Raw genomic sequence first — 14,984 nt, 5'->3', positions numbered from 1 at the left:
ATGGCAGTTGCCTCCGGTGCCTATAAGAAAGCCCTCGAGGGTGGCCAGCAACCCAAGCAGGTGCTGGTCAAAATCGACCGGGTCACGAAGAAGTTCGACGAAACCATCGCCGTAGACGATGTGTCACTGGAAATCCGCAAAGGCGAGATCTTCGCCCTGCTGGGTGGCTCCGGTTCCGGCAAATCGACCCTGCTGCGCATGCTGGCCGGCTTCGAGCGCCCTACCGAAGGGCGGATCCTGCTCGACGGCGTCGACATCACCGACATGCCGCCCTACGAGCGGCCGATCAACATGATGTTCCAGTCCTACGCCCTGTTCCCACACATGACCGTGGCGCAGAACATCGCCTTCGGCCTGCAGCAGGACAAGCTGCCCAAGGCTGACATCGACGCCCGCGTGGCCGAGATGCTCAAGCTGGTGCACATGACCCAGTACGCCAAGCGCAAGCCGCACCAGCTGTCCGGTGGACAGCGTCAGCGCGTAGCCTTGGCCCGCTCCCTGGCCAAGCGCCCCAAGCTGCTGCTGCTCGACGAGCCGATGGGTGCGCTGGACAAGAAACTGCGTTCGCAGATGCAGCTGGAACTGGTGGAGATCATCGAGCGCGTGGGCGTGACCTGCGTGATGGTGACCCACGACCAGGAAGAGGCCATGACCATGGCCCAGCGTATCGCCATCATGCACTTGGGCTGGATCGCCCAGATCGGCTCGCCTGTGGATATCTACGAAACGCCAACCAGCCGCCTGGTGTGCGAGTTCATCGGCAACGTCAACCTGTTCGAAGGTGAAGTGGTGGACGACGCCGAAGGCCACGCGATCATTGCCAGCCCGGAGCTGGAGCGCAAGATCTACGTCGGCCACGGCATCACCACCTCGGTGGAAGACAAGCACATCACCTACGCCCTGCGCCCGGAAAAGATGCTGGTCACTACCCAGCAGCCGACCTGCGAGCACAACTGGTCGCGCGGCAAGGTACACGACATCGCCTACCTGGGCGGCCACTCGGTGTTCTACGTCGAGCTGCCGAGCGGCAAGGTGGTGCAGTCGTTCGTCGCCAACGCCGAGCGCCAGGGCACCCGCCCGACCTGGGGCGATGAAGTGTACGTGTGGTGGGAAGACGACAGCGGCGTGGTACTGCGGTCATGAAACTGCGCAAGCTCAAGCGAGCCTTCCAGCGCCTGACCCCGAAGGGGCGGCACGTGGTGATCGGCGTGCCGTTCATCTGGCTGTTCCTGTTCTTCATGCTGCCGTTCTTCATCGTGCTGAAGATCAGTTTCGCCGAAGCCGACGTGGCGATCCCGCCGTACACCGAGATCTACAGCTACGTCGAAGACAAGATCCAGTTGGTACTCAACCTGGCCAACTATGGCTTGTTGACCGAGGATGAACTGTACCTTTCGGCTTATCTGGGCTCGTTGAAGATGGCCTTCTTCAGCACCCTGATGTGCCTGCTGATCGGCTTCCCGATGGCCTACGCCATTGCCAACGCCAAGAAGGAAACCCAGACCGTCCTGCTGCTGCTGATCATGATGCCGACCTGGACCGCGATCCTGATTCGCGTCTACGCCTGGATGGGCATCCTCAGCAACAACGGGCTGCTGAACGGCTTCCTGCTGTGGACCGGGTTGATCGACCAGCCGCTGCAAATCCTCAACACCAACCTGGCGGTGTACATCGGCGTGGTCTATTCGTACCTGCCGTTCATGATCCTGCCGCTGTTCGCCAACCTGGTGAAGCATGACCAGAGCCTGCTGGAAGCGGCATCGGACCTGGGTTCGAGCACCTTCAACAGCTTCTGGAAAATCACCGTGCCGCTGTCGAAAAACGGCATCATCGCCGGCTGCATGCTGGTGTTCATCCCGGTGGTGGGCGAGTTCGTGATCCCTGAACTGCTCGGCGGCCCGGAAACCCTGATGATCGGTAAAGTGCTGTGGCAGGAGTTCTTCAACAACCGTGACTGGCCGGTAGCCTCTGCGCTTGCGGTAGTGATGCTGGCGATCCTGATTGTGCCGATCCTGCTGTTCAACCGCAGCCAGGCCAAAGAAATGGAGGGCCGCGCATGAAACGCTTCAGTTTCTCCAAGCTGATGCTGGTGCTCGGCTTGCTGTTCATCTACCTGCCGATGCTGATCCTGGTGATCTACTCGTTCAACGCCTCCAAACTGGTGACGGTGTGGGGTGGCTGGTCGATCAAGTGGTACGTCGGCCTGCTCGACAACACCCAGTTGATGGGGTCGGTGATGCGCTCGCTGGAAATCGCCTGCTACACGGCGGTGGCGGCGGTGGCGCTGGGTACGCTGGCGGCCTTCGTGCTGACCCGGGTCACCCGCTTCAAGGGCCGTACGCTGTTCGGTGGCCTGGTCACCGCGCCGCTGGTAATGCCTGAAGTGATCACCGGTCTGTCGCTGTTGCTGCTGTTCGTGGCCATGGCGCAGATGATCGGCTGGCCGCAGGAGCGCGGTATCGTCACTATCTGGATCGCCCACACCACGTTCTGTGCGGCGTATGTGGCGGTGGTTGTATCGGCGCGGCTGCGTGAGCTGGACCTGTCGATCGAAGAAGCGGCAATGGACCTGGGTGCCAAGCCGTGGAAGGTGTTCTTCCTGATCACCATCCCGATGATCGCGCCGTCGCTGGCGGCGGGCGGCATGATGTCGTTCGCGCTGTCGCTGGACGACCTGGTACTGGCCAGCTTCGTGTCTGGCCCGGGTTCGACCACCTTGCCGATGGAAGTGTTCTCGGCAGTGCGCCTGGGCGTGAAGCCGGAGATCAACGCCGTGGCCAGCCTGATCCTGCTGTCGGTGTCGCTGGTGACCTTCTTTGTCTGGTACTTCAGCCGCCGCAGCGAAGAGCGTCGTCGCAAGGCGATTCAGCAGGCGATCGAGGAAGGCGCTGCGGCCAATGCTTCGCAGCCGCAGGTCAAGCGCCCGACACAGGTAGCTGCGTCGGCCTGACCCGGCCCTTTCGCGGGCATGCCCGCTCCCACAGGGACACCACAGTTTTCAGCTTGTGGTGGGCCCTGTAGGGGGGGGAAACTACAGTCATCAGGTTTGTGATGAACCCTGTGGGAGCGGGCAAGCCCGCGAATGCCCCAGCACCCATTCAAAGCCATACGGCGTCCCAGTGGGGATAGTCCCTGACACTCCTGACCAATCCAGCCCTCAATGGATTGGCAACAATGTACCGGGCTACATGCACCACATTCTCTTCTCTGCGCAGCGCATGGTCCTGGTAACCCGGCTGCCATATCCGTTTGTGCCTGACACCTGCCTTGCGCAACGCAATGGCTGTGCGTGATTTGAATTTTGAACGGTAGCGGCTCAACTGGCACTGCCGGGTAGCTGTTGGTTTCTGGATATGGCAGAAGCTCAGGTGTGCCGTGCGGGCCTCTTCGCGGGCACGCCCGCTCCCACAGGTACTGCACAGGTCCCAAGGGTGGCGCGAAGAGGCCGGCACAGGCTGTGAAAATACCGAACTGATCCGCGTCAGTGATGTTTATCGAACCCTGAACTACGCTCACAGTCGCATTCCACAATCATTTGTGCACAAGCAAGGAGCCAGCATGGCGTTGATGCGTCCGCTGTCGGTCGTCTGCCTGGGGCTGCTTTACATGCTCACCGGCTGTAGCAAGGAAGAGGTCCCCGAGACGTTGCCTCGGGTAGGTGTGCAACAGGTCCAGCCCACCGATTTCGCTGCCAGGGTCACCCTGACCGGCGACGTACAGGCGCGGGTGCAGACCGATTTGTCGTTCCGCGTCGGCGGCAAGATCATTGCGCGCAGTGTGGATGTGGGCGATCACGTCAAGGCCAACCAGGTGCTGGCCCGGCTCGACCCAAAAGACCTGCAGAACAACGTCGACTCGGCCAAGGCCGAAGTATTCGCCGCGCAGGCGCGGGTCACCCAGACCAGCGCCGCCTTCGTGCGCCAGCAAAAACTGCTGCCCAAGGGCTACACCAGCCAGAGCGAATACGATGCTGCCGAGGCCGCGCTGCGCAGCAATCAGAGCGCGCTCAAGGCCGCCCAGGCGCAACTGGCCAATGCCAACGAGCAACTCAGCTACACCGCACTGGTCTCCGAGGCCGCCGGGGTGATCACCGAGCGCCAGGCCGAAGTCGGCCAGGTGGTGCAGGCGACCATGCCGATCTTCAGCCTGGCCACCGATGGCGACCGCGATGCAGTGTTCAACGTCTACGAATCGCTGCTGGTAGCCCCCCCCAGCGATGCAGGGGTGATCGTCAGCCTGCTGGACGACCCCAAGGTCCAGGCCCATGGCTTCGTGCGCGAAATCACCCCGACGGTGTCGGCGCAAAGCGGCACGGTGCAGGTCAAGGTCGGCCTGAAAGACGTGCCTGCAGGTATGCAACTGGGTGCACCGGTGACCGCCACCACCAATGCCCAGGGCCGGCCCAGCATCGAACTGCCGTGGTCGGCGCTGACCAAGGCCCTGCATGAGCCCGCTGTGTGGGTGGTGGGCGAGGGCGACAAGGTGGAATTGCGCAAAGTCGACGTCAGCCGTTACCTCACCGGCAAGATTGTGGTCGCCAGCGGCCTGAAGGGCGGCGAAACCGTGGTGGTCACTGGCGGGCAGTTGCTGCACCCCGGCATGCAGGTGCAGAAGGTGGACGCCAAAGCCCAAGGGGGTGAGCTATGAAACGCCTGCTGCTGATGCTGTCGGCCGGCGTATTGCTGGCTGGCTGCAGTAGCGACGAAGAAGCACCAGAGCCGATTCGGCCGGTGCTGTCGGTGAAGGTCGAACCCCAGGTGCAGTCACAGCTGGGCCGCTTCGCCGGCAGTATCCAGGCGCGTTTCGAAAGTACCCTGGGCTTTCGGGTTTCCGGGCGCATTGCCCGGCGTTGGCTGGATGTGGGCGCCCAGGTGAAGCCGGGCGACACCTTGGCCACCCTCGACCCGACCGACCAGCAGAACCAGCTGCGCGCAGCCGAAGGCGACCTGGCCAAGGTGCAGGCGCAGTGGATCAACGCCCAGGCCGATGCCCGTCGTCAGCAACAGCTGTATGACCGCGGCGTTGGCGCCCAGGCCCAGCTGGATATCGCCCAGACCAACCTGAAAACCACCAGCGCGGCGCTGGAGCAGGCGCGCTCTACGCTCAGCCAGGCACGTGACCAGCTTGACTACAGCACCCTGCGCTCCGACCACGCCGCCGTGATTACCGCCTGGCAGGCCGAAGCCGGGCAAACGGTAACGGCCGGGCAGGCCGTGGTGACCCTGGCCCGACCGGATGTGAAGGAAGCGGTCATCGACCTGCCAATCGGCCTGGCCGAGCAGATGAGCAAAAACCTGACGTTCACCGTGGCCTCGCAACTGGACCCGACCATCAGCACCACGGCAAGCCTGCGCGAACTGGAGCCCCAGGCCGATGCCACCACCCGTACCCGCCGCGCTCGCCTGACCCTGGCCAGCACGCCGGCGGCCTTTCACCTCGGCACCGCCATCAGTGTGACCCTCAGTTCGCAAGTGTCCCCGCGCAGCGAATTGCCCTTGAGTGCCTTGCTCGAGCGCGATGGCAAGACCCAAGTATGGGTGATCGATACCCAGCAGAAGACTGTGGCCACCCGTGACGTGACGCTGATCGGCCGCACCGCGGACAGCGTCGTGCTGAGCGCCGGCGTGCAGCCTGGTGAGCGCGTGGTCACCGCCGGCGTCAACAGCCTCAAGCCTGGCCAGAAGGTCACCTTCGACGAGGATGCGCAATGAAAGGAAGCTTCAACCTGTCCGACTGGGCACTCAAGCATCAATCGTTCGTCTGGTACCTGATGTTCGTTGGCTTGTTGATGGGGATTTTCTCCTACTTCAACCTGGGCCGAGAGGAAGACCCGTCGTTCACCATCAAGACCATGGTCATCCAGACCCGCTGGCCCGGCGCGACCCAGGACGAAACCCTGTACCAGGTCACCGACCGCATCGAGAAGAAGCTCGAGGAGCTGGACTCTCTCGACTACACCAAAAGCTACACCCGACCGGGTGAGTCCACCGTCTACGTGTACCTGCGCGACACCACCAAAGCCAAGGACATCCCGGATATCTGGTACCAGGTGCGCAAGAAGATCCAGGATATTCGTGGCGAATTCCCGGCGGGCATCCAGGGCCCGGGCTTCAACGACGAATTCGGTGATGTATTCGGCTCGATCTATGCCTTTACCGCCGACGGCCTGACCTTGCGCCAGCTGCGTGACTACGTGGAACAGGCGCGGGCGGAGGTCCGCGATGTACCCAACATCGGCAAGATCGAGCTGGTCGGCACCCAGGACGAAGTGCTGTACCTGAACTTCTCCACCCGCAAGCTGGCTGCCCTGGGCATTGACCAGCGCCAGGTGATGCAGGCACTGCAAGCGCAGAACGCGGTGACGCCGGCCGGCATGATCGAGGCCGGGCCGGAGCGTATTTCGGTGCGAACGTCCGGGCAGTTTGCCTCGGAAAAGGACCTGCAAACCGTCAACTTGAGGATCAACGATCGCTTCTTCCGCCTGGCCGATATCGCCGACATCGAGCGTGGCTACGTCGACCCGCCTTCGCCCATGTTCCGCTACAACGGCCAGACGGCCCTTGGCCTGGCCATCGGCATGAAGGCCGGCGGCAATATCCAGGTGTTTGGTGCGGCACTGAAAAAGCGCATGGACCAGGTAATCGAAGACCTGCCGGTAGGTGTCGGGGTACACACCGTCTCCGACCAGTCAGTGGTGGTCAAGGAGGCGGTCGGCGGCTTCACCAGCGCGCTGTTCGAGGCGGTGGTGATCGTGCTGGCCGTGAGTTTCGTCAGCCTTGGCGTACGCGCCGGCCTGGTGGTTGCCTGCTCGATTCCGCTGGTGCTGGCCATGGTGTTCGTGTTCATGGAGTACAGCGGCATCACCATGCAGCGGATTTCGCTGGGTGCGCTGATCATTGCGCTTGGCCTGCTTGTGGACGATGCGATGATTACCGTGGAGGTGATGGTCACGCGGCTGGAAATGGGCGAAAGCAAGGAGCAGGCGGCGACGTTCGCCTACACCTCTACAGCCTTCCCCATGCTTACCGGCACCTTGGTGACCGTGGCTGGGTTCGTGCCCATTGGCCTCAACGCCAGCTCTGCGGGTGAATACACCTTCACCCTGTTCGCGGTGATCGCCGTGGCGCTGATCGTGTCCTGGGTGGTGGCGGTGTTCTTCGCGCCAGTGCTCGGGGTGCATATCCTCAAAGGCGACAAGCTCAAGGCCCACGACGCCGAGCCTGGCCGGGTCGGGCGGGCATTTGAGGGCGGGTTGCTGTGGTGCATGCGCAACCGGTGGTTGACCATCATCGGCACCGTAGTGCTGTTCGCCCTGTCGATCTTCTGCATGCGTTTTGTGCAGAACCAGTTCTTCCCGTCCTCGGACCGCCCGGAAATTCTCGTCGACCTCAACCTGCCGCAGAACGCCTCGATCGAGGAAACGCGCAAGGTGGTCGACCGCCTCGAGGCGCGGATCAAGGACGACCCGGACCTGGTGCGCTGGAGCACCTACATCGGGCAAGGCGCGATTCGCTTCTACCTGCCCCTCGACCAGCAGCTGCAGAACCCGTACTACGCGCAGTTGGTGATCGTCAGCAAGGGCTTCGAAGAGCGCCAGGGCATGATCGACCGCCTGCAGAAGATCCTGCATGAAGACTTCGTCGGCATCGGTACCAACGTGCAGTCGCTGGAGATGGGCCCGCCGGTGGGCCGGCCGATCCAGTACCGGGTCAGCGGTGCCAACATCGACCAGGTGCGCAAGCACGCCATCGAGCTGGCCACCTTGCTGGACCAGAACGAACACATCGGCGAGATGATCTACGACTGGAACGAGCCGGGTAAGGTGCTGCGCGTGGAAATCGCCCAGGACAAGGCCCGCCAGCTGGGGCTATCGTCAGAAGACGTGGCCAATGTGATGAACAGCATCGTCAGTGGCGTGCAGATCACCCAGGTCAACGACAACATCTACCTGGTGGACGTGGTCGCGCGCGCCGAAGACAGCGAGCGCGGCTCGCCCGATACGCTGCAGAACCTGCAAATTCTTACCCCCAACGGCACCTCGATCCCGCTGCTGTCGTTCGCCACCGTGCGTTACGAGCTGGAGCAACCGCTGGTGTGGCGCCGTGACCGCAAGCCGACCATCACCATCAAGGCTTCGGTCAATGGCGAGATCCAGCCCACAGACCTGGTGGCGCAGCTCAAGCCGAAGATCGATGAGTTCGCCAGCCAGTTGCCGGTCGGTTACGAAGTGGCCACGGGCGGTACGGTGGAGGAGAGCAGCAAGGCCCAGGGCCCCATCGCCAAGGTCATTCCGCTGATGCTGTTCCTTATGGCGACCTTCCTGATGATCCAGCTGCACAGCGTGCAGAAATTGTTCCTGGTGGTCAGCGTGGCGCCGCTGGGGTTGATCGGCGTGGTACTGGCGCTGGTGCCCACGGGCACGCCGATGGGCTTCGTGGCGATCCTCGGCATCCTGGCGCTGGCGGGTATCATCATTCGTAACTCGGTGATCCTGGTAACCCAGATCGACGAGTTCGAAGCCCAGGGCTTCTCGCCGTGGGATGCGGTGGTGGAGGCCACCAACCATCGTCGTCGGCCGATCCTGCTGACCGCAGCGGCGGCGAGCCTGGGCATGATCCCGATTGCCCGCGAGGTGTTCTGGGGGCCGATGGCCTACGCCATGATTGGCGGGATCATCGTTGCCACCTTGCTGACGCTGCTGTTCCTGCCGGCGCTGTATGTGGCCTGGTACAAGATCCGCGAGCCTGAAAACAGTACCAAAACCCAGCACTAAACCCTGTGGGAGCGGGCATGCCCGCTCCCACAGAGGTACTTTCGTCGCCTGTAATACTGCAATTTTAATTTGGTTATATAAACATTCTTAAACAGTATTTTTAAGAATAACTCCGCCTCACTACTATTGCCCTCAGGCCAGGCGCAAATCCCCTTCTAACCTCTGCCCGGCACCCTCACTCCAAGGAGAACGAGCATGAGTGCATCTCTGCGTAGCATCGACGGTCAGGACGAAGCCACCATTCTGCGTGAAATCCAGAGCGCCTTGCGCGACCTGCGGTTTGGTGCGGTGGAGATCACTGTGCACAACGCTCAGGTCGTACAGATCGAGCGCAAGGAGAAGTTCCGCCTGCAACAGCCCGGCAACAAGTCCGGCTGATCGCGCCACACCTCCAAAATTAGAAAAATGCCAATCGGGAGCTTCACCATGTCCATTCGCCGTTATGCGCTCGCCGCCCTGGCCAGTGCTGTTTTTGCCGGTTCCGCCATCGCCAAGGACTACGAACTGCTGAACGTGTCCTACGACCCGACCCGCGAGCTGTACCAGCAGTACAACGCCGAGTTCATCAAGCACTGGCAGCAGGCCCACCCGGGCGACAAGGTGAAGATCCAGCAATCCCATGGTGGCTCGGGCAAGCAGGCCCGTGCGGTGATCGACGGCCTGCGCGCCGACGTGGTGACCCTGGCCCTGGCCGGCGACATCGACGAAGTGGCCAAGCTCGGCAAGACCCTGCCGGACAACTGGCAGACCCGCCTGCCGGATGCCAGCACCCCGTATACCTCGACCATCGTGTTCCTGGTGCGCAAGGGCAACCCGAAAGGCATCAAGGACTGGGGCGACCTGATCAAGAAGGACGTCTCGGTCATCACCCCCAACCCGAAAACCTCCGGCGGTGCACGCTGGAACTTCCTGGCGGCCTGGGCCTATGGCCTGAAGGCCGGTGGTAGCGAAGACAAGGCCAAGGCCTACGTGCAGGAGCTGTTCAAGCACGTACCGGTGCTGGATACCGGCGCCCGTGGCTCGACCATCACCTTCGTCAACAACGGCCAAGGCGACGTGTTGCTGGCCTGGGAAAACGAAGCCTTCCTGGCGCTGAAGGAAGACGGTGGCGCCGACAAGTTCGACATCGTCGTACCGTCGCTGTCGATCCTGGCCGAACCGCCCGTGGCGGTGGTGGACAAGAACGCCGAGAAGAAGGGCAATACCGACATTGCCACCGAATACCTCAAGCACTTGTACAGCCCGGCCGGGCAGAAGATTGCCGCCGAGAACTTCTACCGCCCGCGTGACGAGAAGGTCGCCGCCGAATTCGGCAAGCAATTCCCGAAACTGGACCTGGTAACCATCGACAAGGACTTCGGTGGCTGGAAAACTGCACAACCCAAATTCTTCAATGATGGCGGTGTGTTCGACCAGATCTATCAGGCACAGTAAACGCCAGGGAAAAGCGGGGGCCGCCTTGCGGCCCATTCGCGGCACAAGGCCGCTCCCACAAGGAATCGCAACCCCCTGTAGGAGCGGCCTTGTGCCGCGAATGGGCTGCAACGCAGCCCCAGGATTCAAAAGCTTGCACCGGCCCGGGATTGTTCCCGGGCATAGTGCGTTCAACCAGGGATACTTATGTCGCGTCGTATTTCCCCCGTCATACCCGGCTTCGGGCTGACGCTGGGCTACACCTTGGTGTACCTCAGCCTGATCGTGCTGATACCGCTGGCAGCCATGTTCATTCATGCCTCGCAGCTGACCTGGGAGCAGTTCTGGAACATCATCAGTGCGCCGCGGGTGATCGCCGCGCTCAAGCTGAGTTTCGGCACCGCCCTGTTCGCCGCCATCATCAACGGGGTGATCGGCACCCTGCTGGCCTGGGTGCTGGTGCGCTACACGTTCCCTGGGCGCAAGATCATCGACGCGATGATCGACCTGCCGTTCGCCCTGCCCACCGCCGTTGCCGGTATCGCCCTGACTGCCCTGTACGCGCCTGCGGGCTGGGTTGGCCAGTTCGCCACCGACCTTGGCTTCAAGATTGCCTACACCCCGCTGGGCATCACCCTGGCGCTGACCTTCGTCACCTTGCCGTTCGTGGTGCGCACGGTGCAGCCGGTACTGGCCGATATCCCGCGTGAAGTGGAAGAGGCCGCGGCCTGCCTGGGAGCCAAGCCGCTGCAGGTGTTCCGCCATATACTGGCGCCAGCCCTGCTGCCGGCCTGGCTCACCGGCTTTGCCTTGGCCTTCGCCCGCGGCGTGGGCGAGTATGGTTCGGTGATCTTCATTGCCGGCAACATGCCGATGAAGACCGAGATCCTGCCGCTGCTGATCATGGTCAAGCTTGACCAGTACGACTACACCGGCGCGACTGCCATCGGCGTGCTGATGCTGGTGGTTTCCTTCATCCTGCTGCTGCTGATCAACCTGCTGCAGCGCCGCATCGAAACCCCTTGAAGGAGGCCGGCATGTCCAGTTCATCCCTGAGTGCAAGCGCCGCCGCCAACGCAGCCCGCCGTGGCAGTGCTACCTCGCGGCGCATTCTTATCGGCCTTGGCTGGCTGGTGTTCGCCCTGTTCCTGCTGCTGCCGCTGGTGATCGTGGTGTCGCAGGCGCTGAAGAACGGTTTTGGCACCTTCTTCGAGGCGATCTTCGAGCCTGATGCCTTGTCGGCGCTGAAGCTGACCCTGCTCGCTGTAGCCATTTCGGTACCGTTGAACCTGGTGTTCGGTGTCAGCGCAGCCTGGTGCGTGAGCAAGTACACCTTCCGTGGCAAAAGTATCCTGGTCACCCTGATCGACCTGCCGTTCTCGGTATCGCCGGTAATTGCCGGCCTGGTCTACGTGCTGATGTTCGGCGCGCAGGGCCTGTTCGGGCCCTGGCTGCAGGACCATGACATCCAGATCGTCTTCGCCCTGCCGGGCATCGTCCTGGCGACCATTTTCGTCACCGTGCCATTCGTGGCCCGTGAGCTGATCCCGCTGATGCAGGAGCAGGGCACGCAAGAAGAGGAGGCCGCGCGCCTGCTCGGCGCCAATGGCTGGCAGATGTTCTGGCACGTGACATTGCCCAACATCAAATGGGGCCTGATCTATGGCGTGGTGCTGTGTACTGCACGGGCCATGGGCGAGTTTGGCGCGGTGTCGGTGGTGTCGGGCCACATTCGTGGCGTGACCAACACCTTGCCGCTGCACGTAGAGATCCTCTACAACGAGTACAACCACGTCGCAGCCTTCAGCGTGGCCAGCCTGTTGCTGATCCTGGCGCTCTTCATCCTGCTGCTCAAGCAGTGGAGCGAGAACCGTATTAACCGCCTGCGCCACAGCGCCGCGGAGGAATGATTCATGTCGATCGAAGTTCGTAATGTCAGCAAGCGCTTCAACAGCTTCCAGGCCCTGAACAACATCAACCTGGACATCAACAGCGGCGAGCTGGTGGCGCTGCTGGGCCCGTCCGGCTGTGGCAAGACCACCCTGCTGCGCATCATCGCCGGCCTGGAAACCCCGGACCAGGGCAACATCGTGTTCCATGGCGAGGATGTGTCCGGCCACGACGTGCGTGACCGCAACGTCGGGTTCGTGTTCCAGCACTACGCGCTGTTCCGCCACATGAGCGTGTTCGACAACGTCGCCTTCGGCCTGCGCATGAAGCCCAAGGGCGAGCGCCCGAGCGAGAGCAAGATTGCCGAGAAAGTGCACGAGCTGCTGAACATGGTGCAGCTGGACTGGTTGTCCGACCGCTACCCGGAGCAGCTGTCCGGCGGCCAGCGGCAGCGTATCGCCCTGGCCCGCGCCCTGGCCGTGGAGCCCAAGGTGCTGCTGCTGGACGAGCCGTTCGGTGCGCTGGACGCCAAGGTGCGCAAGGAGCTGCGCCGTTGGCTGGCGCGGCTGCACGAAGACATCAACCTGACGTCGGTGTTCGTCACCCACGACCAGGAAGAGGCCATGGAAGTGGCTGACCGCATCGTGGTCATGAACAAGGGCGTGATCGAGCAGATCGGCTCGCCGGGCGAGGTGTACGAAAAGCCCGCCAACGATTTCGTCTACCACTTCCTGGGCGATTCGAACCGCCTGGCGGTGAGCGAAGGGCACCATGTGCTGTTCCGCCCGCACGAGGTGTCGCTGTCGCGGCATGAGACCGAAGGGCACCATGCTGCCGAGGTGCGGGATATCCGGCCGCTGGGCGCTACCACGCGAGTGACCTTGAAGGTGGAAGGGCAGAGCGAGTTGATCGAGGCCGAGGTGGTCAAGGACCATGACAGCCTGACCGGGCTGGCGCGGGGCGAGACGTTGTTCTTCCGGCCGAAGGTTTGGCAGAAGGTGGCGGATATCTGAGCCGCACTTGATGAGAAAAAGCCCGGGCTTGGTTCCGGGCTTTTTTTTGCCTGACGGATTGCCGGGGCTGTGTGCCGCGGCCGATGTGGGAGCTGGCTTGCCGGCGATCGAGGGCGCAGCCCTCGCGGCATTCTCATGCCTTGCGCGAATATTTTTCATGCCGACAATGCATCGCACTTACCCCTGAAAGCCGCAGGCCGCGCAATTCGTGGGTTTCACGCTCCCCCTAAAAAAAGATATTCAATTAAGTTCTAACCATAATTTTAAACATTACTTTAAGAGATAAGCCTCTGGCCCCGATGATTCAGCCACACACCTGAATCGAGACCCCAGGAGTTTGATCAATGGGTAATGTCCAGTCGGCCGTCAGGGCCTACGACCAGCCATGGCGCCCGGCCCCGGGTGACCTGGTCGAGCTTGGACGCACGCTTCGCCTCCCGCTTGGCCAGCTGCGCCTGCAACGCACGCCCGTCAGCGGGCTCAAGCGCCGCGACAAGCTGGTGTTGGGCCTGCTGGTGCTGGTGCTGCATGGCGCTGCAGCGTACTGGGTTAGCCAGGCGCCAACGCCCGAGCTGCCAGTGGTGCCGCCACAGGTGCCGCCCATGACCATCGAGTTCGCAGCGCCAGCGCCGCCCGTGGTCGAACCACCGCCGCCAGCGCCCGCGCCGCCTGTGGTCGAGCCGCCACCGCCACCACCGGTAGTCGACGAACTGGCCGCCAAGCCCAAACCCAAGCCAAAGCCCGTGCCCAAGCCTGTGGTCAAGCAAGCGCCCAAGCCACAGCCCAAGCCAGTCGAGGCACCACCGCCAGCGCCGGTGGCCGCCCCCGCACCGCCTGCGCCAGCGCCACCCGCGCCGGCCCCGATAACCCCGGCATCGGCCAACGCCGCATACCTGAAGAACCCGGCACCGGAATACCCGCAAATGGCCCAGCGCCGTGGTTGGGAAGGCACCGTGCTGTTGCGCGTAGAGGTGCTGCCAAGCGGCAAGCCCGGGCAGATCCAGGTACAGAAAAGCAGTGGCCGTGACGCCCTCGACGCTGCCGCGCTGGCCGCGGTCAAGCGCTGGAGCTTCGTACCCGCCAAGCAGGGCGATGTGGCCCAGACCGGCTGGGTAAGCGTGCCGATCGATTTCAAGCTTCGCTAACTATTTCGCAGAACACAGGAAGACACCATCATGAGCCTGCTGGCATCCCCCCTCGAATCCGTTGAAAGCGCAGTCATCTGGCTGCTGGTCGGTTTCTCTGTCGTCACCTGGGGCCTGGCCCTGGTCAAGGTCGCGCAGTTCGTGCGGCTGAAAAACCAGGACAAGCGCTTCCACCAGCAGTTCTGGGCTGCCTCCAGCCTGGACTCGGCTGCCGAACTCAGCCATGAGCTGCCCGGCCCGGCGGCCCGCGTTGCCCAGTCCGGCTATGCCGCGATTGCCGTTGGTGATACCCAGGCCAATGACCTGAGCCACGCCATCAACCACCAGGACCGCCTGGAGCGTGCCCTGCGTCAGCAGATCGTGCGTGAGCGCCGCTCGCTGGAAACTGGCCTGGCGGTGGTCGCCAGTATTGGCAGTACCTCGCCTTTCATCGGCCTGTTCGGCACCGTGTGGGGCATCATGGAAGCGCTCAAGGGCATCAGTGCGGCCGGCTCCGCCAGCCTGGAAACTGTTGCTGGGCCCATCGGTGCGGCACTGGTGGCTACTGGTGTGGGTATCGCCGTCGCGGTGCCGGCAGTGCTGGTGTACAACTACTTCCTGCGTCGCCTCAAGCTGACTGCTGCCGACCTGGATGACTTCGCCCACGACTTTTACAGCCTGGCGCAGAAGAGTGCCTTCCGTGTGCTGGTGCACCCTGCTGTGCAAAAAGCCCAGCCTGGTTTCACCCAACCCGTGAAGGAGGCGTCCTGA

At 62.7% G+C, this 14,984-nt stretch carries 13 protein-coding genes and 1 pseudogene; 13 read left to right on the top strand and 1 reads right to left on the bottom strand.

The genetic code is table 11. The annotated features are described in order from the left end of the window. The 3 genes from potA to MRBLPB4O_RS26560 are packed head-to-tail and all read left to right on the top strand — an operon-like array spanning position 1 to position 2,950. Positions 1-1,143, top strand: coding sequence for a polyamine ABC transporter ATP-binding protein (gene potA, locus MRBLPB4O_RS26570; RefSeq protein WP_043198900.1), 1,143 nt, complete (start codon positions 1-3; stop codon positions 1,141-1,143). Then, positions 1,140-2,060, top strand: a complete 921-nt coding sequence (locus MRBLPB4O_RS26565) for an ABC transporter permease subunit (protein WP_341797062.1) — start codon at positions 1,140-1,142, stop codon at positions 2,058-2,060. Before potA ends, MRBLPB4O_RS26565 begins: the two co-directional genes overlap by 4 nt. After that, a complete protein-coding gene (locus MRBLPB4O_RS26560) occupies positions 2,057-2,950 on the top strand; it encodes an ABC transporter permease subunit (RefSeq protein ID WP_016489721.1) in 894 nt (297 codons plus the stop codon). The genes MRBLPB4O_RS26565 and MRBLPB4O_RS26560 overlap by 4 nt, the downstream gene beginning before the upstream one ends. A gap of 148 nt (positions 2,951-3,098) precedes the next feature. On the opposite strand, the pseudogene MRBLPB4O_RS26555 reads toward MRBLPB4O_RS26560, so the two are convergent. Continuing rightward, a pseudogene (locus tag MRBLPB4O_RS26555) lies at positions 3,099-3,302 on the bottom strand (transposase); the annotation flags it as partial. Between the two features lie 256 nt (positions 3,303-3,558). Here MRBLPB4O_RS26555 and MRBLPB4O_RS26550 point away from each other — a divergent pair. From MRBLPB4O_RS26550 to MRBLPB4O_RS26505, 10 genes are all read left to right on the top strand, one after another. Next, positions 3,559-4,647 (top strand): efflux RND transporter periplasmic adaptor subunit, encoded by a 1,089-nt coding sequence (locus tag MRBLPB4O_RS26550; protein ID WP_341797061.1) that lies wholly within the window; start codon positions 3,559-3,561, stop codon positions 4,645-4,647. Then, positions 4,644-5,711 carry an efflux RND transporter periplasmic adaptor subunit gene (locus tag MRBLPB4O_RS26545; RefSeq protein ID WP_341797060.1) on the top strand — a complete coding sequence of 356 codons (1,068 nt, stop codon included), beginning with the start codon at positions 4,644-4,646 and terminating at the stop codon, positions 5,709-5,711. Before MRBLPB4O_RS26550 ends, MRBLPB4O_RS26545 begins: the two co-directional genes overlap by 4 nt. After that, positions 5,708-8,773 (top strand): efflux RND transporter permease subunit, encoded by a 3,066-nt coding sequence (locus tag MRBLPB4O_RS26540; protein ID WP_341797059.1) that lies wholly within the window; start codon positions 5,708-5,710, stop codon positions 8,771-8,773. Before MRBLPB4O_RS26545 ends, MRBLPB4O_RS26540 begins: the two co-directional genes overlap by 4 nt. A gap of 195 nt (positions 8,774-8,968) precedes the next feature. Then, on the top strand, positions 8,969-9,151 hold the full coding sequence (gene oscA / locus MRBLPB4O_RS26535; protein ID WP_016489716.1) for a sulfur starvation response protein OscA: 183 nt from the start codon (positions 8,969-8,971) through the stop codon (positions 9,149-9,151). 48 nt (positions 9,152-9,199) lie between these two features. After that, positions 9,200-10,207, top strand: coding sequence for a sulfate ABC transporter substrate-binding protein (locus MRBLPB4O_RS26530; protein WP_016502136.1), 1,008 nt, complete (start codon positions 9,200-9,202; stop codon positions 10,205-10,207). Between the two features lie 186 nt (positions 10,208-10,393). Further along, on the top strand, positions 10,394-11,212 hold the full coding sequence (cysT, locus tag MRBLPB4O_RS26525; protein WP_012274724.1) for a sulfate ABC transporter permease subunit CysT: 819 nt from the start codon (positions 10,394-10,396) through the stop codon (positions 11,210-11,212). Between the two features lie 11 nt (positions 11,213-11,223). Then, complete coding sequence (gene cysW, locus MRBLPB4O_RS26520; RefSeq protein ID WP_016502135.1) at positions 11,224-12,096, top strand: sulfate ABC transporter permease subunit CysW; 873 nt, start codon at positions 11,224-11,226, stop codon at positions 12,094-12,096. 3 nt (positions 12,097-12,099) lie between these two features. Next, positions 12,100-13,089 (top strand): sulfate ABC transporter ATP-binding protein, encoded by a 990-nt coding sequence (locus MRBLPB4O_RS26515; RefSeq protein WP_016502134.1) that lies wholly within the window; start codon positions 12,100-12,102, stop codon positions 13,087-13,089. Between the two features lie 344 nt (positions 13,090-13,433). Beyond that, a complete protein-coding gene (locus MRBLPB4O_RS26510; RefSeq protein ID WP_028614098.1) occupies positions 13,434-14,234 on the top strand; it encodes an energy transducer TonB in 801 nt (266 codons plus the stop codon). 30 nt (positions 14,235-14,264) lie between these two features. Beyond that, positions 14,265-14,984 carry a MotA/TolQ/ExbB proton channel family protein gene (locus tag MRBLPB4O_RS26505; protein ID WP_016502132.1) on the top strand — a complete coding sequence of 240 codons (720 nt, stop codon included), beginning with the start codon at positions 14,265-14,267 and terminating at the stop codon, positions 14,982-14,984.

The sequence above is a fragment of the Pseudomonas sp. LPB4.O genome, from assembly GCF_038383825.1.
Lineage (GTDB): Bacteria > Pseudomonadota > Gammaproteobacteria > Pseudomonadales > Pseudomonadaceae > Aquipseudomonas > Aquipseudomonas putida.
The sequence above is the reverse complement of the archived record's forward strand: the minus strand, read 5'-3'. Positions and strand labels throughout refer to the sequence as shown.